The organism is Streptomyces sp. 2A115 (assembly GCF_052245575.1).
GTDB lineage: Bacteria > Actinomycetota > Actinomycetes > Streptomycetales > Streptomycetaceae > Streptomyces.
Genome location: NZ_JBQQCG010000016.1, coordinates 131,263 through 150,313, shown reverse-complemented (window position 1 = coordinate 150,313; position 19,051 = coordinate 131,263). Strand labels below are relative to the sequence as shown.

Sequence of the window (19,051 nt, the reverse complement as noted above, 5' to 3'; positions counted from 1 at the left end):
GTCCGCGGTCTTGTGGAGAACGGCCCCCTCTCCTTACTTTCCAGTAAGTAGATTCTGAACCCGCCCATTTTCAGATTCCCCGCCTTGTCATGCCCCCACCAAATAGGAGAGATCGGTCATGTCTGCCTTTCGCGCCCGGCACGCCTGGTCCATCGCGGCCGCCCTCGTCCTGACCGTCACCGGGTCGGCCACCGCGGCCGGCGCTCCGACCACCTCCGCGGACCTGCGGGAGGTGATGTTCGTCGGCAACAACTGGGACGGCACCGCCGACGTCATCAAGGCCGGCGGCGACTTGGCGAAGATCGGCCGGATCAACGTCGTTCCGGACAAGGAGCAGCGGCTGGCCGAGATCAACGCCGATCCCATCAAGTGGATCTACTTCCTCGCCATCCGCAACGGCGTCGGGGAGGGGCACGACCAGTTCGTCGACGACATGTACTCCACGCCGGACGGGTCGGCCATGGTGGTCTCGCGGCCCAGTTTCTCCGACGTGGTGTCGATCGACCTCGCCACGGGGAAGGTCAACTGGCGTTTCCCGGTGTCGGGTTACCGCGCCGACCACATGGCCGTCTCCCCCGACGGCAAGCGGGTCGCCGTCTCTGCCTCCATCTCCAACACCGTGCATGTCCTCGACATCGGCACCGGCAAGCAGCTCGGCTCGTTCAAGACCGGCGACAAGCCGCATGAGAACGTCTTCTCGGCCGACGGGAAGTACCTCTGGAACATGTCGATCGGCGATGTGAACACCGCTCTCGACGAGCCGTGGCTGGACTGGACGAAGGGCGACCGCCGCATCACGGTCGTCGACGCGAACACGTACGAGCAGGTCAAGGTCATCGACATGCGCGCGCGGCTCGACGCCTTCGGGCGGAGCGATCTGTCCGACGCCGTGCGCCCGGTCGCCTTCTCTCCGGACGAGTCGAAGCTCTACTTCCAGGTGTCCTTCTTCAACGGCTTCGTCGAGTACGACGTCGCCACCGACAAGATCACCCGGGTCAAGACCCTCCCGAAGAACCCGGCGACCAGCGAGGACCGTACGACCTGGGTCAACGACTCGCGGCACCACGGCATGTCGATGAGCCCCGACGGCAAGAAGCTGTGCATCGCGGGCACGATGGACGACTACGCGACGGTTGTCGACCGGGCCTCGCTCCAGGAGGGCCCGCTCGTCACCGCCTCGAAGCCCTACTGGGCGACCGTCAGCGGTGACGGCAAGTCCTGCGTCATCTCCGAGAGCGGCGCCGACCAGGTCACCGCGATCGACTTCGCCACCGGGAAGAAGACGGCGTCCGTGGCGGTCGGCGACCACCCCCAGCGGGTACGCCTCGCACAGGTGGCGGCCGACTGGACCGGCCCGGCCGCCAACTGAGCTTCACCTGACGGGCCTTCGGCTAACCCGCCTTCGTCGCGGCCCAGTTCGACAGCTCCGTCCGCGCGGCACTCAGCAGCGCCGCGGACGGAGCTGTCGCGCCGTTGGTGACCAGGGCGTAGTGCAGGGTGCCCGAGTCCGGGGCGGTCAGCAGCAGCCGGCGGCTGCCCGTGCCGCCCGGTTCGGGCGCGGCCGCGATCGGAGTGGTCCTCGTGTACGCGGGCGGCGCGGCCGTCACGCCGAGGTCGGAGACCACCGTGGTGGACGAGGTCGGGAAGGACGCGGGCAGGTGCAGTTCGGTGGGCTCCGCGCTGCCGTCCGAGCGCCACAGCAGGAGCGAGTACTGTCCGGATCCCACCAGCTCGGCCACGCGCGGAAGTGAGCTCGGGACCGGGTTCCAGGTCAGGGTCGTGGAGCCGTCCCGTGAACGGTCCTCGTAGGTGAAGGCGACAGTCTTGCCCGCCGTGGCGCTCGGGTAGACGCGGTCCAGGAGCCGGGCGTCCTGGCGCAGCACGGCTTTGCCGGAGTCGTCGAGGCGTACGGCGGAGAGGTCCTCGTCGTTCCAGGCGTCACCGGTGGTGAGCACCTTGTCGGGGTTGCCGTTCATCAGCTCTTTGTGGCGGCCGTTGTAGATGTCCCACTGCCACTGCGAACCGGACAGGACGGGACCGGACTCGGTGGGCTTGGACCACCAACTTGCGCCCGGTACGCGGGAGTCGAGGGCTTGGTACATCGCCTTGAGGACGGTGGGTGCCTTGTCGGAGACGTTGCCCGCGAGGGGGTGACCGAACTCGCTGATGATCCCTGCCGTGCCGGCGGCGGCGGCCCGGTCGCGCACGGTCCCGAAGTCGGTGGCGTACTGCCCGTCCCCCGCCTTGCCCCACATGAAGATGCCGGAGATCGCCTTCTGGTCGTAGAAGTGGGTGTTGAAAACGTAGCGCGGGCCGAGCTTGCCCGCGTCGAGCAGGCCGCCCTCCTGCTTCTGGAAGTCGAGGTTGGCGTTCCAGAAGAGGTTCGGCTCCACGAAGGCGGGCTTGTCCTGCCAGCCCGCCGCGTCCATCCGGGCGCGGAACTTCTCGTAGAACGGCCAGAGGACGTCCTTCTCCCAGGCGCGGCTGGTCTGGCCGGAGTCGTAGGTGCCCGCGTGCGGTTCGTTGTACGGGTCGAAGCCGACGACGCCCGCGAACTGGGCGTCGGTCAGGTGCTGTTCGACGTAGGCCATGGTCTTCTGGGCGGTGGTGAGGAAGGCGTCCTGGAGTCCGTACTTGTTGTGCCAGAAGTCGTGCGACGCCTCGGTCACGGCCGCGTTCGAGGTGATGTTCTGGCCCCAGAAGGGGCAGATGCCGCAGTACTCGTCGGGGTAGTCACCGGCGTCGACGGCCCATTTGGGGGCGCCGTCTCCGGTGTACCAGCTGTCGGGGTCGAAGAGGTGGCGCGAGTAGAGGTCCTGGTGGAAGTCCGGGTAGACGCGGATTCCGGCGTCCAGGAAGGCGCGCATCTGGTCGGTGGCGGCGGCGAGGTACGTGGTGTCGACCTGGCCGCGTACGGGTTCGGCGTACGCCCAGGAGAGCAGGAAGCGGACCGAGTTGCCGCCGCCGAGGGCGCGCAGCGCGGTCGCGGACTTCTTGGCGTCGGCGACGGAGGCGAACGGCAGGCCGTGGTTCTCGTCCAGTTTCGTCTCGCCGGAGACGTTGTAGCCGCGCAGCACGACCTCACGGCCGAGGCCGTCGGTGAAGCGGCCGTTCTGGACGGTGAGGGTCGCCGCGGCGGCCTGGTCGAACCACAGATCGTCGGGGAGGGCGGTGGCGGACTGGGCCCCGGTGGTCGTCAGGAGGCCGGTGAGGAGTACGAGGACGCCGAGCAGATGCGCACGCAACTTCGACATGGTCACAACAGTCGCGTGCGCACCTTTGGCCCGTCAATACTCCTGACTTGAGAGTAAGTCACCTTTTTCGCAAGGTAGTTATGGAGGTCACCCGCTGATCCTCCGTGTCACGTTCAGCAGGTACTCCTTGCGGTTGAGCGGGTTGTGATCGGTCCGCGGTCGTTCCGGGACCGTGCCGCGCGCGACGGGCGCGTAGTGGTCGAAGGCGGACTCCAGCTCGCCCTCGCCGCGGGTCAGGCCGGGGAGTTGCTGCTCCAACTCGTGCACCTGGGCCGCGGGAATCGCGCCTTCCAGCAGACACGACGTGCCCCGCGTCTCTGTCGTCTGCGGCGTGGCCCGCAGCTTGGCGAGGACCGGGAGCAGCGCGCCCAGCGTGTCCGCCGGGGCTTCCAGGCCGAAGCGGTGCATCGGCTCGTACACCTGGGTGCCCGCCTGCCGCAGGGCCTCCATGAGAACGAGCGGGGTGAGGCCGCGGAAGTCCGCGCCCGTGCTCGACATGCTCTTGTCGAAGCCCTGGTGCGCGTGGCTCTGCCGGGGTGAGTAGCCGGAGTGCGTCATGGTGACCGTGCAGTCGGTGACCTGCCAGCCGTGGATTCCCTGGCCCAGCGTCTCCTTCACAGTGTCCTCGACGGCCTTGAAGAAGGCGTACGGCATGGCCCCGAGCTCGACCTCCAGCCGGAACTCCACACCGGAACCGACCGGCGCCGGGTCGATGCGCAGTCCGACCGTCGCGAGGAACGGGTTGGGGTCCTTGCCGTTGAACTCGACCGCCACACCGCTGGAGGCGGGCCGTTCGACGCAGATCGTCGTCGTCTCGCGGAAGCCGACATCGAGGCCGAACTCGTCGGCGAGCGTTGCCTGGATGACCTCCTTCTGGACCTCGCCGTAGAGGGACACGGAGATTTCCTGGCGCGTCTCGTCCTGGCGCAGGTTGATCAGCGGGTCCTGCTCGGCGAGTTGGGTGAGCGCGAGATACAGGGCGCCTTTGTCCTCGGCACGGCAGGGGAGGACGACCGTTTCCAGGGTCGGAGGGGAGAAGTGGTGCCGCCCCCTGTCCGAGTTCGGTGACACCCCGAAGGTGTCACCGATTCGGACACCTCCCAGGCCCCACAGTTTCCCGATCCGCCCCGCGGCCAGGGACGTCTCCCGGGCGGCCGAGCCGTGGCCGAAGACGCTGATCGCGGTGACCTTCCCCTCCTCGCGGTCGCCGAAGGTCAGCCGGTCCCGGGTGCGTACGGTCCCCGAGAACATCCGCGCGTACGCGATCTTCTCCCCCGCGGGTCCCCGCTCGACCTTGAAGACGGTGCCGGACACCGGGCCCTCGGCCTTCCCCTCGGCGGCCGGCAGCAGGTCCTTGATGCCGGAGGTCAGCGCGCCCACGCCCGCGCCCGTGATGGCGGAGCCGAAGAACACCGGGTGGACCAGCGTCTGCCGGGTCTGCTCGGCGAGGGCGGCGCGCAGTTGGCCGTACGAGACGGTGTCGTCCTCGACGTACGAGGTCAGCAGCGCGTCGTCGCGGGCCGAGAGGACGTCGAGCATGCCGGCGGTGGCCCCGGTGTGCGGGGTGGCCCGGGCGTCACGCGTGCCGAGTGCGTCGGCCCGGCCCATCGGCACGATCGCCGGCGTGAGCCGCTCGGAGATGCTTCTCAGTACGCGATCCGGGTCGGCGCCCCGGCGGTCGATCTTGTTCACGAAGATCAGCGTCGGGATGCGCAAGCGCCGCAAGGTCCGCATGAGGACGCGCGTCTGCGCCTGGACGCCCTCCACGGCCGAGATCACGAGCACCGCGCCGTCGAGCACGCTCAGCACCCGCTCCACCTCGGCGATGAAGTCCGGGTGCCCGGGTGTGTCGATCAGATTGACCGTGACGTCGTCGATCGCGAAGGAGACGACGGCGGACTTGATGGTGATACCGCGCTGCCGTTCCAGCGCGAGCGAGTCGGTCTGGGTACTGCCGTCGTCGACGCTGCCGATCTCGTCGATGATTCCGACGGTGTGCAGGAGCCGCTCGGTCAGACTCGTCTTACCGGCGTCTACGTGCGCCAGAATTCCCAGGTTCAGCAGGTGCACCGCGCGTCATGTCCTTTGAAGTGAGAGGGATTCCTTCCTGGGTGGACATGAACGGTGCGCGCATTGCTGCTCCTTGATCTCTTTGGTCTCTGCCGACTGGTCCCCCGTAGTGCAGCAGGAAGCGCCGCGCCGCAGCAACGGATTAACGCTCAACAAATGCCTGCCGCGGCACTCGCCCCTCCCGGGACGCGGTCCTAGAGTGACGCACATCACGTCCGGTGGCTGAATTTTCCTCACGGTTCCTGGGGAGGGCACATGACCCGAATCTCGGTGAAGGTGGACGGCACGACGTACGAGGACGAGGTGGAACCCCGTCTTCTGCTGATCCACTACCTGCGTGACCGACTGGGTGTGACCGGCACCCCGATCGGCTGCGACACCTCCAACTGCGGGGCCTGCACGGTCGACCTGGACGGAGAGACCGTCAAGAGCTGCTCCGTCCTCACGGTCCAGGCCGACGGGAGCGAAGTGACCACCGTCCAGGGGCTCGGCGCGTTCGGGGAGTGGCATCCCCTGCAGAAGGCGTTCCACGAGCGGCACGCGTTGCAGTGCGGGTACTGCACCCCGGGGATGCTCATGGCCGCGCGTGACCTGCTCCGCGAGAATCCGCACCCCAGCGCCGAGGACGTACGGCATGCCCTGGAGGGCAATCTCTGCCGGTGCACGGGCTACCAGAACATCGTGCACGCGGTCCTCGCCGCGTCGTCCGGGGCTTCCGGATCCTCCGCCCCCTCCGTCTCCTCCACACAGGAGGTCACGACATGAGCGACCAGGTCACCGAACGCGAGGTCGGCCGCTCCCGCCCCCGCAAGGAGGACGCCCGGCTCGTCACCGGACAGACCAACTGGACCGACAACATCAGCGTCAACGGCCTGCTGCACCTGGCGATCCTGCGCAGCCCGATGGCGCACGCCCGGATCGACCGCATCGACGTCTCGCCCGCGCTCGAACAGCCCGGTGTCATCGCCGCGTTCACCGGACGCGATCTCGCGGAGGGGACGGGATCGCTGCCGTGCGCGTGGCCGGTGACCGAGGACATCGTGCTGCCGGACCACCCGGCCGTCGCGGTCGACGAGGTGCGGTACGCGGGCGACCCGGTCGCGGTCGTCGTGGCCCGCGACCGGTACGCGGCCGCCGACGCGCTCGAAGCCGTCGAGGTCGACTACGCGCCCCTGCCGCCCGTGCTCGACCTGGAGGCCGCGCTCGCCGACGACTCCCCGCTCGTCCACGCGGACAGGGGAACCAACCGCTGCTATGTCTGGCCGCTGGCCACGGGCGAGAACTACGAGACGGTCAGACAGCGCGCCGACGTCGTCCTCCACCGCCGCTATCTCCAGCAGCGCCTCATCCCCAACGCCATGGAGCCTCGCGCGGTGGTCGTCACCCCGCTCGCCGCGTCCGACGAGTACACCGTGTACTCGGCGACCCAGGTCCCGCACATCCTGCGGGTGATGCTCTCCGTGGTCACCGGCGTCCCCGAGCACAAGCTGCGCGTGGTCGCCCCCGATGTCGGCGGCGGTTTCGGCTCCAAACTCCAGGTGTACGGCGAGGAGGTCATCTCCCTCGTCGTCGCGCGGCGCCTCGGACGGCCGGTCAAGTGGACCGAGTCCCGCTCCGAGGGGTATCTCGCCACCCACCACGGGCGGGGCCAGATCCAGGACATCGAGGTCGCCGCGACCCGTGAGGGCAAATTGCTCGGGCTGAAGGTCGACCTGCTCGCCGACATGGGCGCCTATCTGATGCTCGTCACGCCCGGCATCCCGATCCTGGGCGCCTTCATGTACCCGGCGATCTACAAGATGGACGCGTACGACTTCACGTGCACCGGTGTGTTCACGACGCGTACGCCCACGGACGCGTACCGGGGCGCCGGACGCCCGGAGGCCACGTACGCCATCGAGCGGATCATGGACGAGCTGGCCGTCGAAGTCGGTCTGGATCCGGTGGAGTTGCGGCGCCGGAACTGGATCGGGCACGAGGAGTTCCCGTTCACGTCGATCTCGGGTCTGACCTACGACAGCGGCAACTACGAGGCCGCCACCGACAAGGCACTCGCCCTCTTCGGGTACGACGGCCTGCGGGCCGAGCAGCGCAAGCGCAATGAGAGCGGTGACTCCGTGCGGCTGGGCATCGGCGTGTCCACGTACACGGAGATGTGCGGGCTCGCGCCGAGCCGGGTGCTGCGGGATCTGCGGTACTCGGCCGGCGGCTGGGAGGCGGCGAGCATCCGCATGCTGCCCACCGGCAAGGTCGAGGTCGTCACCGGTACCAGCCCGCACGGGCAGGGGCATGTGACCTGCTGGAGTCAGATCGCCGCCGATGTGCTCGGGGTGCCCTTCGAGGACGTGGAGGTCGTGCACGGCGACACCAGGTCGGCGCCGCAGGGCATGGACACGTACGGGTCGCGGTCGCTCGTCGTCGGAGGCGCGGCGGTCCATCACGCGGCCCAGAAGGTCGTGGAGAAAGCCCGGAAGGTCGCGGCCCATCTGCTCGAAGCCAGCGAGGACGACCTGGAGTTCACGCACGGCGTGTTCTCCGTGAAGGGATCGCCCGAGGCGCGGAGGACGATCCAGGAGGTCGCCTTCGAGACGTTCTCCTCGCACGACCTGCCCGACGGCATGGAGCCGACCATCAACGCCGAGCACCTGGTCGATCCGGAGAACTTCTCCTACCCGCACGGCACGCATCTGTGCGCGGTCGAGGTCGACACGGAGACCGGGCGGACGGCGATTCGTTCGTACGTCTGTGTCGACGACGTCGGCCGGGTCATCAACCCGGTGATCGTCGAAGGGCAGGTGCACGGCGGTCTCGCGCAGGGGATCGCGCAGGCGCTGTACGAGGAGGCGGTGTACGACGACGAGGGCAACCTGGTCTCCGGCACCATGGCCGACTACCTGGTGCCCTCCGCGCCGGACCTGCCGGAGTTCACGACTGGCCGCACGGAGACGCCCGCCACGTCAAATCCCCTGGGAGTAAAGGGGGTTGGTGAGGCCGGGACGATCGCCTCCACGCCCGCCGTCGTCAACGCGATCGTCGACGCGCTGCGGCCGCTCGGCGTTCACGACGTGCCGATGCCGTGTTCGCCGTGGCGGGTCTGGGAGGCGATTCAGGCGGCTCAGTCCGCGGAAACCACCCAATCGTCGAAGGAGGGTTCGGCATGATTCCTCCGGCATTCGAGTACGCCAGGCCCGCGAGCGTCGACGAGGCCGTGCGTACGCTCGCGGAGGCGGGCGAGGACGCGAAGGTGCTGGCGGGCGGGCAGAGCCTGCTGCCGCTGCTGAGGATGCGGCTCGCGTTTCCCGAACTCGTCGTGGACGTCGGCCGGATACCCGGCCTTCGCGGTGTGCGCGAGGACGGCGGGACGCTCGTCATCGGCGCGCTGACGACGCACCACGACGTCCTCGCCGATCCGCTGATACGCCGCCACGCGGGTCTCCTCGCGGCGGCCACGGCGACGGTCGCCGACCCCGCGGTACGCCACCGGGGCACCCTCGGCGGCTCGCTCGCGCACGCCGATCCCGCCGGTGACCTGCCGGCGGTGGCGCTGGCCCTGGACGCCGAGCTGGTCGCGGCCGGGCCGCGGGGCCAACGGGCCATCCCGGCACGGGAGTTCTTCGTCGACTACCTCCAGACGTCGCTCCGGCCTGACGAATTGCTGGTCGAGGTCCGGCTGCCGAAGACCGACGAGAGCGACGGATGGGGCTTCCGCTACGAGAAGTTCAGCCGTGTGGCGCAGGCCTGGGCGATGGTCGGCGTGGCGGCGCTGGTGCGGCGCGACGACGGACACATCGCCGAGGCACGGATCGGCCTCACGAACATGGGGTCCACTCCGCTGCGGGCGACGGCGTCCGAGGAGGCGCTGACGGGTGTGGCCGCGGACGGGGTGGCACGCGCCGCGCAGTCGGCGGCGGAGGGCACCCGGCCCTCGGCCGACCCATCGGCCTCGCCCCAGTACCGCGCACATCTCGCCCGCGTGCTCACACGGCGGGCGGTGCTGGCCGCCGCGGGGATGGGGTGAGGCCGAACGCTCGGACGGACGGGCCCGGGACGGCGTCCGGACCCGGTGAGGGCTCGGCCGACGGGGGACCGGCCGCCCGGGCACTGCCCGACGGAAGGCCGGCGGACACGCGATCGGTCGCCGGAGACCGGTCCGCCGCCGGCGGGTCGGCCGGTGGCGGGTCGGCCGGTGGCGGGTCGGCCGCCGGCGGGTCGGCCGGTGGCGGGTCGGCCGCCGAGGGGCCGGAGTGGCTCACGCGGCCCGACGACGTGCGCGAGCGTCTCGAAGCGACGGGATATCTGGTCGACGACGGGTTGGCGGTCGCGTGTTTCCTCGCCCTCAGACTGCGTCGGCCCATCTTCTGCGAGGGCGACGCGGGCGTGGGCAAGACCTCGCTCGCGTCGGCCCTCGCCGCCGCGCTGGACGCTCCGCTGATCCGACTTCAGTGCTACGAGGGCATCGACGCCTCGCAGGCCCTGTACGACTGGGACTTCCCGCGCCAGTTGCTGCACCTGCGCGCGGCGGAGACGGCCGGTGTCGCCGACGTGGACCGGCTCGAGAGTGAGCTGTACGGGCGGAGGTTCCTGATCGCCCGGCCGCTCCTGCGGGCCTTGGAGACCCAGCCGTGCGTGCTGCTCGTCGACGAAGTCGACCGGGCCGACGACGAGTTCGAGGCCTTCCTGCTGGAACTGCTGTCCGAGTACACGGTCACGATCCCCGAACTCGGCACTCTGCGCGCCGAGTTGCCGCCGGTCGTGGTCCTCACGTCGAACCGGACCCGCGAGGTCCACGACGCGCTGAAGCGGCGCTGTCTCTACCACTGGTTCGACCACCCCGGCTTCGCCCGCGAACTCGCCATCGTACGAGGGCAGTTGCCGGGCGTGACGGCACGGCTCGCCGAGCAGGTGACCGCCCTCGTACAGGCGTTGCGTGCGGAGGATCTGGTGAAGCCGCCGGGAGTCGCGGAGACGATCGACTGGGCGGAGGCATTGGACGCGCTGGGAGCGACGGAGGTCGACGCGGAGCTGGCGGTGGCGACGCTCGGCTCGGTGCTGAAGTACCGGGAGGACGTGGAGAGGGCCCGCGGGCTCGATCTGGCCGCGCTGCTCAGCAGATGAGCCTGCTCGGGAGATGAGCACGGTCGGGAGACAAGGGGTGAGGCGGATGGAGCGCGCTGTCGGCGGCGAGGGCCGGCCCGGATCGGTCGAGGTCGACGCGCCCGCCGTCCTGGTCGGCTTCGCCCGCGCCCTGCGCGCCGCCGGGGTCGACGCAGGACCCGACCGCGTACAGGCCTTCCTCGGAGCGCTCGACGTGCTGCGGCCCGCGGCGCGGTCCGACATGTACTGGTCGGGTCGGCTCACGTTGTGCGGGTGCCGGGACGATCTGGAGCGGTACGACCGGGTGTTCGCCGCGTACTTCGGGGGCGCGCGGTCCGAGCGGTGGGCGGCCCGCGCCGCTCCCCCGCCGCGGCTCCGGGCGGTCGTACGGGATGCGGGGCCCGCTCCCCGTACGCGGGTCGAGGGTGAGCGGGACGCCGTGCCCACGGCCGTCCTCGCGAGTTCCGCCGAAGTGCTGCGGCACCGTGACTTCGCCGGGCTCAGCGAGGCCGAGCGGGGCCAACTGCGGCGCCTGCTAGCCGCGTTCGCGTTGCGCGGCGAGCCCCGGCGTACCGCACGGCTGCGGCCGGCCCGGCGCGGGGTCGTCGATCCGCGGCGCACCGTACGGGAGATGCTGCGGCGGGGCGGCGAACCCGTGCTGCCGCGGTCGCGGGCGCGGGCCGAGCGGCCGCGGCGGGTGGTGCTGCTGGTGGATGTGAGCGGTTCGATGGCGGCGTACGCGGACGCGCTGCTGCGCTTCGCGCACGCCGCGACGCACGCCGCCGCGCGGGGTACCCGGGTGCGTACGGAGGTGTTCACCATCGGTACGCGGCTGACCCGGGTGACCCGCGAGCTGACGCACCGCGACCCCGACACGGCGCTGGCCGCGGTCGCGGCGGCCGTACCGGACTGGCGCGGCGGCACCCGGCTCGGCGAGCTGCTGCGTGCCTTCCTCGACCGCTGGGGGCAGCGCGGCATGGCGCGCGGCGCGGTGGTCGTCGTGCTGTCGGACGGCTGGGAGCGCGGCGATCCGGAGCTGCTCGCGGCCCAGATGCGGCGTCTGCACCGGCTGGCGCACCGGGTGATCTGGGCCAATCCGCGCAAGGCCCGTCCCGGTTACGCGCCCCTGGCCGCCGGGATGGCGGCGGCGCTGCCGAGCGTGGACGCGTTCGTCGAGGGGCACAGCCTGGCCGCGCTGGAACGTCTGGCGGCGGTGGTGAGAGGAGCCGACCATGAAACGGCGGGTGCGTGAGACTCCCCCGGCGCCCAGCCAGGGCCGGACAGCGGCGACAGCGACGGTGACGGTGGTTCCGGTGGCAGCGGCAGTGACGGTAATGCCGGTGATGCCGGTAGCAGCGGCAGTGACGGTAATGCCGGTGATGCCGGTAGCAGCGGCAGTGACGGTAATGCCGGTAATGCCGGTGAAAGGAACAAGCGATGCGTGACATCCTCCCCGCGCTCAGCCAGTGGTACGCGGCCGGCTCCCCCTTCGGTCTCGCCACGGTCGTCGCCGTCAGCCGGAGCGCGCCGCGGGATCCGGGTGCGGCCATGGCGGTCGGGCCGGGCGACGAGGTCGTGGGCAGCGTGTCCGGCGGTTGTGTCGAGGGCGCGGTCTTCGAACTTGCCCGGGAAGTGGTGGAGTCCGGCGAGCCCCGCCTGGAGACCTTCGGGTACAGCGACGAGGACGCGTTCGCCGTCGGGCTCACCTGCGGCGGGGAGATCACCCTCCTCGTACGGCCGGTCACGCCCGCTCTCGATCCGTCCTTCGGGGCGGTCGCGGAGTCGGTGGCGGCCGGCCGGCCGGTGACCGTGGCGACGGTGATCGACGGCCCGGCGCCGCGCGGCGCGACGCTCGCCGTCTGGGCGGACGAGGTCTCCGGCACGCTCGGCACGACGGGCCTGGACGTCGCGGTGACCGCCGACGCGCGGGGCGAACTGGCCCTGGGCGCCACGGGACAGCGGCACTACGGTCCGCGCGGCGAGCGGCGCGAGGACGCCGTGACGGTCTTCCTGCACTCCTTCGCTCCCCCGCCGCGCATGCTGGTCTTCGGCGCGATCGACTACGCGGCGGCGGTGGCCCGGATCGGCGCCTTCCTCGGCTACCGGGTCACCGTGTGCGACGCGCGCCCCGTGTTCGCCACCCCGAAACGCTTCCCGGAGGGCGTGGAGGTCGTCGTCGAGTGGCCGCACCGCTATCTGCACGACACCGCCACCGACGAGCGTACGGTGATCTGCGTCCTCACCCATGACCCGAAGTTCGACGTCCCGCTCCTGGAGGAGGCGCTGCGCCGCCCGGCCGCGTACATCGGAGCGATGGGTAGCCGTCGTACGCACGACGAGCGGATGAAACGGCTGCGGGACGCCGGGCTCGGTGCGCCCGAGCTGGCTCGGCTGCGTTCGCCGGTCGGCCTCGACCTCGGGGCGCGTACGCCCGAGGAGGTGGCCGTGTCCGTCGCCGCCGAGATCGTCGCGCTGCGATGGGGCGGCAGCGGCGCTCCGCTGACGGCGACGGCCGGGGCGATCCACCCACGGGAACGATGACGAGCGCGGGAACAATGACGAGGAGGAACAGATGGAACTGCACCACGAGTTCACCGTCCCCGCCCCGGTTCAGGAGGCGTGGCCGATGCTCCTGGACATCGAACGGATCGCCCCGTGCATGCCCGGTGCGACGGTGGAGGACTACGACGGCAAGACCGTGACGGGTTCGGTGAAGGTCCGGGTCGGTCCGATCACCGTGACGTACCGGGGTACCGCCGTCTTCGAGGAGCAGGACGAGTCCGCGCACCGGATGGTGCTCATCGCCGGCGGCAAGGAGACCCGTGGCCAGGGCACGGCGCGAGCCACCGTCACGGGCACGCTCACCGGACAGGACGGCGGGACGGCGGTGTCGGTGCGCACGGATCTGACGGTGACCGGGCGTCCCGCCCAGTTCGGGCGCGGCGTGCTGGCCGAGGTGGGCGACAAGCTGGTCGGGCAGTTCGCCGCGTGTCTGTCCGAGCGGCTCCATCGGACCGAACCCGGCGTCAGCGAGCCGACGGTCACCACACCCGCGCCCGCCGAACCGATCGATCTCCTGCGCACGGCGGGTCCGTCGGTCGCCAGGCGCGCTCTGGCCGCCGCGGCGGGGGCCGTCGTCGCGGCGCTGATCGTGCTGCGGCTCAGGCGCCGCCGCCACTGAAGTGGGCGATGACCGCGTCGATGTGACGGAGGCCGCCGCGGGTGTACGTCATCCCCGGGGCGGCAGCCGGTGCAGCTGTACGTCGGTCAGTTCGCTGTCCGTCACGCTCGCGGTCATGTACGTGCAGTGCGGCTGGTGTCGGCGGTCGGTGGGTGAGCCCGGGTTGAGGAGGCGCAGGCCGGTCGGTGCCGTGGTGTCCCAGGGGATGTGGCTGTGGCCGAAGACCAGGACGTCGAGGTCGGGGAAGCGTGCGGCGCAGCGGGGTTCGCGGCCCTGGGCGGGGCCGGTCTCGTGGACGACTCCGAAGCGCAGGCCGTCCAGTTCGACATGGGCGACCTCGGGGAGGCGGGCTCTGAGCGCGGGGCCGTCGTTGTTGCCGTACACACCGATGACACGCTTCGACCGGCTCTCCAGGAGGTCGAGCGTGGCGACGTCCACCCAGTCACCGGCGTGGATCACGACGTCCGCGCGCGGGAGTTCGGCGAGGAGCGGCGCGGGGAATTCCTTGGCGCGCTTGGGGACGTGGGTGTCGGACATCAGCAGAAGACGCACACCTGTCAGCCTAGACCGGTCGCGGTCTGGGTTCGGTCAGGACGATCTCGGCCCACACCTGTTTGCCGCCACTGACCGGGACCGTTCCCCAGGCCGCCGACAAGGCCTCGACGAGGAGGATGCCGCGGCCCCCGGTGGCCTCCCAGCCGATACTGGTGGGCTTGATGGGCGACCGCGGTGAGGCGTCGGCGACCGCGACACGCAGGCGGTCGTTGATGAGCGTGAGGTCGAACCGGACTTGGCCGTCGGTGTGCACGAGGGCGTTGGTGACCAGTTCGGAGACGATCAGGAGGATGGCGTCGGACTCCTCCGTCACGCCCCAGACGCGCAGGGTGCGCTTGGTGAAGCGTCGGGCATGCCCGACGGCCTGGGGTACCCGCCACACCGTCCAGGTCTCGCGCAGCGGCCGCACGTCCAGGCCGTCGTAGCGCATGAGGAGCAGGGCCACGTCGTCGCTGCGGTTGGCGAAGGTCAGCAGGGTGTCGGCGATGGGTCCGAGGTGGGCCGGGTCGCCGGCGGCCAGCTCGTCGGCCAACCGGTTCATCCCGTCCTCCAGGTCGAGTTCGGACGACTCGACCAGGCCGTCCGTGGTGAGGGCCAGGACCGTGCCCGGCCGCAGCGGCAGCGGACTCATCGGGAAGTCGGCCTGCGTGATGACGCCGAGCGGCGGTCCGCCCTCCGTGATCACGATCTCGGTGGTGCCGTCCGGGTGGCGCAGGACGGGGGGCAGATGTCCGGCGCGTACGCACCAGGCGGTGCCCTCCGCCATGTCGACGTCGACGTAGCAGCAGGTGGCGAAGAGGTCGGTCCCCATGTCCATGAGCAGCCGGTTGGCGCGGGAGACCACCACGTCCGGCGGGTGGCCCTCGACGGCGTACGCGCGCAGCGCGGTGCGCATCTGGCCCATGACGGTGGCGGCCTGGGCGTTGTGCCCCTGGACGTCGCCGATGACGAGGGCGACGTGGTTGTCGGGCAAGGGGATCACGTCGTACCAGTCGCCGCCGACCTCCAGGCCCTCCGTGGTGGGCAGATAGCGGGCGACGGCGACCGCGCCGGGCAGGGTTGGCAGCCGGCGCGGGAGCAGGGTGCGCTGGAGCATGCCGACGAGTTCGTGTTCGGCGTCGAAGGCGTGCGCGCGCATCAGGGCCTGGCCCGCGAGGCCGGCGGAGGCGGTGAGCAGGGCGCGCTCGTCGGGGCCGAAGTCATGCGGGGCGTCCCAGCCGATCAGGCAGGCGCCTGCCATGCGGCCGCCGGCCGGCAGCGGCAGGACGGCGAGGCCGCCGGGGCCGACGTCGGCGAGGGTGGGTTCCAGCGGGGTGCCGGCGGGCCAGATCGCCGCGCGCCCGTCGCGCAGGGCGGCCGCCAGGGTCGGCATGCTGCGCACGGGCGCGTCGGGCCACTCCGAGCGCCACTCGGTGCGCCACACCTCGGGCCAGGCCTCCGGCTCCGGCGGATCCAGGACGGTCACGACGAGCCGGTCGCCCTCCAGCTCGGCGAGGGCGATCCGGTCGGCCATCAGGGGCCGGCGCAGGGCGGTGACGACGGCCTGGCTGACGTCACGGACGGTGCCCGCGGTGGCGAGGGCTGCGGCGAGACGCTGGACGCGGGCCACCTCGTTGACGCCGGACCGCAGCTTGGAGGCGTCCGCGACGGTGCCCACCAGCCGGGACGGGCGCCCGTCGGCCGCGGGCAGCAAGTGCCCGCGCAGCCTGAGCCACCGCTGCTCGCCGGAGGGCTGGAGGATGCGGAACTCCAGCTCCCGGTCGCCGATGGACATGTGGTCCGCCTCCACCACGGACATCAGCGCGGGCAGGTCCTCCGGCACGGTCATCCTCAGCAGCGTCTCGACCTTGCCGTCGAAGTCGTCGCGGTCGAGCCCGAACAGCTCCAGCATCTCGTCGTCGACCTCGACCCGCCCCGAGTCCATGGCCAGGCTGAAGGAGCTGCTGGGCAGTTCGTCCGTGTCGGCCGGCCCGGTCGAGGGCGGGAAGGCGATGGCCTCGGCGAGCAGTTCCAGGCACGCGCGGTCCTCGGTGTCGAAGCCGCCCGGGCTCTCGGTCGCGGCGAGCAGACAGCCGCCGCCCGGCGGATCCACCGGCAGCGGCAGGGCGGCCAGCCAGAAGTCCCCGGCCGGCATCCGCCGGGCGCCGGGGCTGCTCACGGCGAGTTCCTCGGGGCCGAGCCACAGGGACTGCCCGCGACGGTAGGCGTCCGCCGCGGGCGAGTCGCCGGTGAGCGGGTAGCTGTCCCGCAGCCCGTACAGGATCCGGGGTACGCCCGCCGACTCGATCAGGCACAGCTGGTCACCGCGGTCTCCCGTGGCGTACCCGGTGGCGATCGTCGCACCGCTGTAGACGAGCACGTACTCGAGCACGCTCCGTAGCCGTTCGCGTGAGCCGAGGTCCGCGTGGAGCGCTTTCAGGGCAAGTTCGGCACGCAGCGTTCTCGTTCTGCGTCCCGCAGCGCCCTCACTGACCACGTCCGCAATTACAGCGCTTCCGGGACTCTCGCGCAGCCCCTGTGACCGTTCGGGCGAGCGTGTGTGCGATGTCGTGTCCCCTCGCCGTGCGGGAACCGCCCCCGGGAGGGAGCCTTGTTGCCTGGACTCCTTCGCGCGTCCGAGGGAGGAGGTGGTCGGCGTGTCGGACTGGCATGCGTCCGGGCCGGGGCCGGATCCCGCCCCCGCGCCGGTCGGCCGGCCGTTGCTGTCGCTCACGCTGGCCGCGCTCATGGACGACGTGCACGCGCACTCGGGCGCGGTGTACCTGCTGACTCCCGGTGAGCAGGTGCTGGAGATGGCGGTGATGGCGGGGCTGCCCAGGGCGTTCGCCGCGCCCTGGGAGCGGGTGGGGCTGAGTGCGCCGGTCCCGGTGGCGGAGGCGGCACGCGACCGGCGGCTCGTGTGGATCCCCGGCGAGGAGGAGATGGCCCGCCACTATCCGCGGATCTCCGTGGTCCTGCCGTACCCCTTCGCGCTGGCCGCGATGCCGGTGGCGACCGACTGGGCCACGTACGGGGCGATCTTCGTGACCTGGCCCGGCACTCGTCCGACCGAGCTGTCCGACCGGGAGCGGGACCATCTCAGTGCTGCCTGCGACCGGCTCGCGATACGGCTGGAGCGGGCCGTCGAGGAGGGCCACCCGATCCGCCCCGAGCCCGATCTGCTCGCTCCGGCGTCGGCGGCGACCGTGGCGGGAACGCTGGGCACGGTGGAGGCCGCGCGGATGGTGGCGCGGCTGCCGTACGGGCTGTGCGCGCTGGATCTGCGGGGCCGGGTCACCTTCGCCAACGCGACGGCGGCCGAGCTGCTCGGTCTGCCGGTCAGCGGTCTGCTCGGTACGCAGCTGTGGGCGTCCGTGCCATGGCTCAACGACCCGGTCTACGAGGACCGCTACCGTGCCGCGCTGTTCGGCCAGCAGGAAACGTCGTTCGTGGCGCTCCGCCCGCCCGCGGACTGGCTGTCGTTCCGGCTCTATCCGAGTACGAGCGGGCTGACCGTGCGCATCACCCGGGCCCGGGCCGTCGCGCGGGCGGGCGGTGGGGGGCTGCAGCACGGGGACACCGGCACGCGCCTGGTCACCATCTCGCAGGTGCTGAGCCTGGCCGGCGCGCTCACCGAGGCGGTGGGGGTGCAGGACGTGGTGCAGCTGGTCGCGGACGAGATCGCGCCCGCTGTCGGCAGCCAGGCGCTGGTGATCCTCGGCTCGCAGGCCGGCCGGTTGCACGTCCTCGGGCATCACGGCTATCCCGATCCGCACGTCGTGGAGCGGTTCGACGGGATGCCGCTCACCGAGCAGACGCCCGGCGCGCACGCGCTGATCACCGGTGTGCCCGCCTTCTTCGAATCCCGACGCCAGCTGGAGCACCTCTACCCGGCCCGGGACGCCACGCCCGACCCCATGGCGGCCTGGGCGTATCTGCCGCTCATCGCGTCCGGGCGGCCGGTGGGCACCTGCGTCCTCGCGTACGCCGAACCGCATCCCTTCCCGGCCGACGAGCGCGCCGTACTGACCAGCCTCAGCGGTCTGATCGCGCAGGCCCTGGAGCGGGCCCGCCTGTACGACGCCAAGCACCAGCTGGCGCACGGTCTGCAAGCCGCCCTGCTGCCGCACTCCCTGCCGTCGCTGCCCGGCATCGAGGCGGCCGCCCGCTATCTGCCCGCCACCCGGGGCATGGAGATCGGCGGCGACTTCTACGACCTGGTGCCGACGTCCGGGGAGGCCGCGGCGGTGATCGGCGACGTACAGGGCCACAACGTCACCGCGGCCGGGCTCATGGGGCAGATCCGTACCGCCGTACGGGCGTACACGACCGTCGGCCAGCTGCCCGGGGAGGTCATGCGCAGCACCAACCGGCTGCTGATCGACCTGGGCTCCGAGCTCTTCGTGAGCTGCATCTATCTGCGTCTGGACCCGGCACACGGCAAGGTCGTGATGGCCCGTGCGGGACATCCGCCGCCCCTGCTGAAACGGCCGGACGGGAAGGTGCGGGTGCTCGACCTGGCGGGCGGACCGCTGCTCGGCATCGACGCGGCCGCCACCTACCCCACGACCGACGTCGCGCTCGCCCCCGGCTCGCTGCTCGTCCTCTACACCGATGGGTTGATCGAGTCCCCCGGAATCGACATCGAGGACGCGCTGGCCGGGCTCGCGGAGCGGCTCACCGAGATCGGCGACCGGCCACTGGACGAGCTGGCCGACAGCCTCGTACAGCACAGCGGAACGGCCGAGGAGCGGGTCGACGACGTGGCGCTGCTGCTGCTTCGCACGCGGGACATCTGACGGGCTCCGTAAAGGGCGGGGCAGGGGCGCCGGCAGGGCCCGGGGCCGGGCCCCTAAGGGGCGCGGGGAACTGCGCGACCAGCCCCCACGCCCCCGCAGAAGACACACCGGCCCAATTC

General features: G+C 71.3%; 13 protein-coding genes. 9 read left to right on the top strand and 4 right to left on the bottom strand.

Translation table 11 applies throughout. The features are described 5' to 3' along the window. Nucleotides 1-118: 118 nt before the first annotated feature. A complete protein-coding gene (locus ACTWQR_RS16870) occupies nt 119-1,369 on the top strand; it encodes a YncE family protein (RefSeq protein WP_443227879.1) in 1,251 nt (416 codons plus the stop codon). A 22-nt stretch (nt 1,370-1,391) separates the two neighbouring features. Here ACTWQR_RS16870 and ACTWQR_RS16865 read toward each other — a convergent pair whose 3' ends face one another. Together ACTWQR_RS16865 and ACTWQR_RS16860 are read right to left on the bottom strand one after the other, a co-directional pair. Next, complete coding sequence (locus tag ACTWQR_RS16865) at nt 1,392-3,254, bottom strand: cellulase family glycosylhydrolase (protein ID WP_443227878.1); 1,863 nt, start codon at nt 3,252-3,254, stop codon at nt 1,392-1,394. Between the two features lie 87 nt (nt 3,255-3,341). Continuing rightward, entirely contained in the window at nt 3,342-5,324 is a 1,983-nt protein-coding gene (locus ACTWQR_RS16860) for a GTP-binding protein (RefSeq protein WP_443227877.1), read from the bottom strand. Nucleotides 5,325-5,579: 255 nt separating this feature from the next. On the opposite strand from ACTWQR_RS16860, the gene ACTWQR_RS16855 reads away from it, so the two are divergent. The 7 genes from ACTWQR_RS16855 (at nt 5,580) to ACTWQR_RS16825 (ending at nt 13,599) form a co-directional block, all read left to right on the top strand. Then, nucleotides 5,580-6,089, top strand: a complete 510-nt coding sequence (locus tag ACTWQR_RS16855) for a (2Fe-2S)-binding protein (RefSeq protein ID WP_443227876.1) — start codon at nt 5,580-5,582, stop codon at nt 6,087-6,089. Then, complete coding sequence (locus ACTWQR_RS16850) at nt 6,086-8,485, top strand: xanthine dehydrogenase family protein molybdopterin-binding subunit (protein ID WP_443227875.1); 2,400 nt, start codon at nt 6,086-6,088, stop codon at nt 8,483-8,485. The genes ACTWQR_RS16855 and ACTWQR_RS16850 overlap by 4 nt, the downstream gene beginning before the upstream one ends. After that, nucleotides 8,482-9,342: an FAD binding domain-containing protein gene (locus tag ACTWQR_RS16845; RefSeq protein WP_443227874.1), complete on the top strand. Its 861-nt coding sequence runs from the start codon at nt 8,482-8,484 to the stop codon at nt 9,340-9,342. Before ACTWQR_RS16850 ends, ACTWQR_RS16845 begins: the two co-directional genes overlap by 4 nt. Nucleotides 9,343-9,590: 248 nt before the next feature. Beyond that, nucleotides 9,591-10,439, top strand: coding sequence for an AAA family ATPase (locus ACTWQR_RS16840; protein WP_443227902.1), 849 nt, complete (start codon nt 9,591-9,593; stop codon nt 10,437-10,439). A 46-nt stretch (nt 10,440-10,485) separates the two neighbouring features. Further along, the gene (locus ACTWQR_RS16835; protein ID WP_443227873.1) at nt 10,486-11,670 is read left to right on the top strand and encodes a vWA domain-containing protein; all 1,185 of its coding nucleotides are present in this window, start codon (nt 10,486-10,488) and stop codon (nt 11,668-11,670) included. Between the two features lie 185 nt (nt 11,671-11,855). Further along, nucleotides 11,856-12,959, top strand: a complete 1,104-nt coding sequence (locus tag ACTWQR_RS16830) for an XdhC family protein (protein WP_443227872.1) — start codon at nt 11,856-11,858, stop codon at nt 12,957-12,959. A 31-nt stretch (nt 12,960-12,990) separates the two neighbouring features. Then, nucleotides 12,991-13,599 carry an SRPBCC family protein gene (locus ACTWQR_RS16825; RefSeq protein WP_443227871.1) on the top strand — a complete coding sequence of 203 codons (609 nt, stop codon included), beginning with the start codon at nt 12,991-12,993 and terminating at the stop codon, nt 13,597-13,599. A 48-nt stretch (nt 13,600-13,647) separates the two neighbouring features. On the opposite strand, the gene ACTWQR_RS16820 is transcribed toward ACTWQR_RS16825, so the two are convergent. Together ACTWQR_RS16820 and ACTWQR_RS16815 are read right to left on the bottom strand one after the other, a co-directional pair. Continuing rightward, complete coding sequence (locus ACTWQR_RS16820) at nt 13,648-14,151, bottom strand: metallophosphoesterase family protein (protein ID WP_443227870.1); 504 nt, start codon at nt 14,149-14,151, stop codon at nt 13,648-13,650. Between the two features lie 10 nt (nt 14,152-14,161). Further along, nucleotides 14,162-16,639: a SpoIIE family protein phosphatase gene (locus tag ACTWQR_RS16815; RefSeq protein ID WP_443227901.1), complete on the bottom strand. Its 2,478-nt coding sequence runs from the start codon at nt 16,637-16,639 to the stop codon at nt 14,162-14,164. Between the two features lie 142 nt (nt 16,640-16,781). On the opposite strand from ACTWQR_RS16815, the gene ACTWQR_RS16810 reads away from it, so the two are divergent. Then, entirely contained in the window at nt 16,782-18,932 is a 2,151-nt protein-coding gene (locus tag ACTWQR_RS16810) for a SpoIIE family protein phosphatase (RefSeq protein WP_443227869.1), read from the top strand. Nucleotides 18,933-19,051 lie beyond the last annotated feature (119 nt).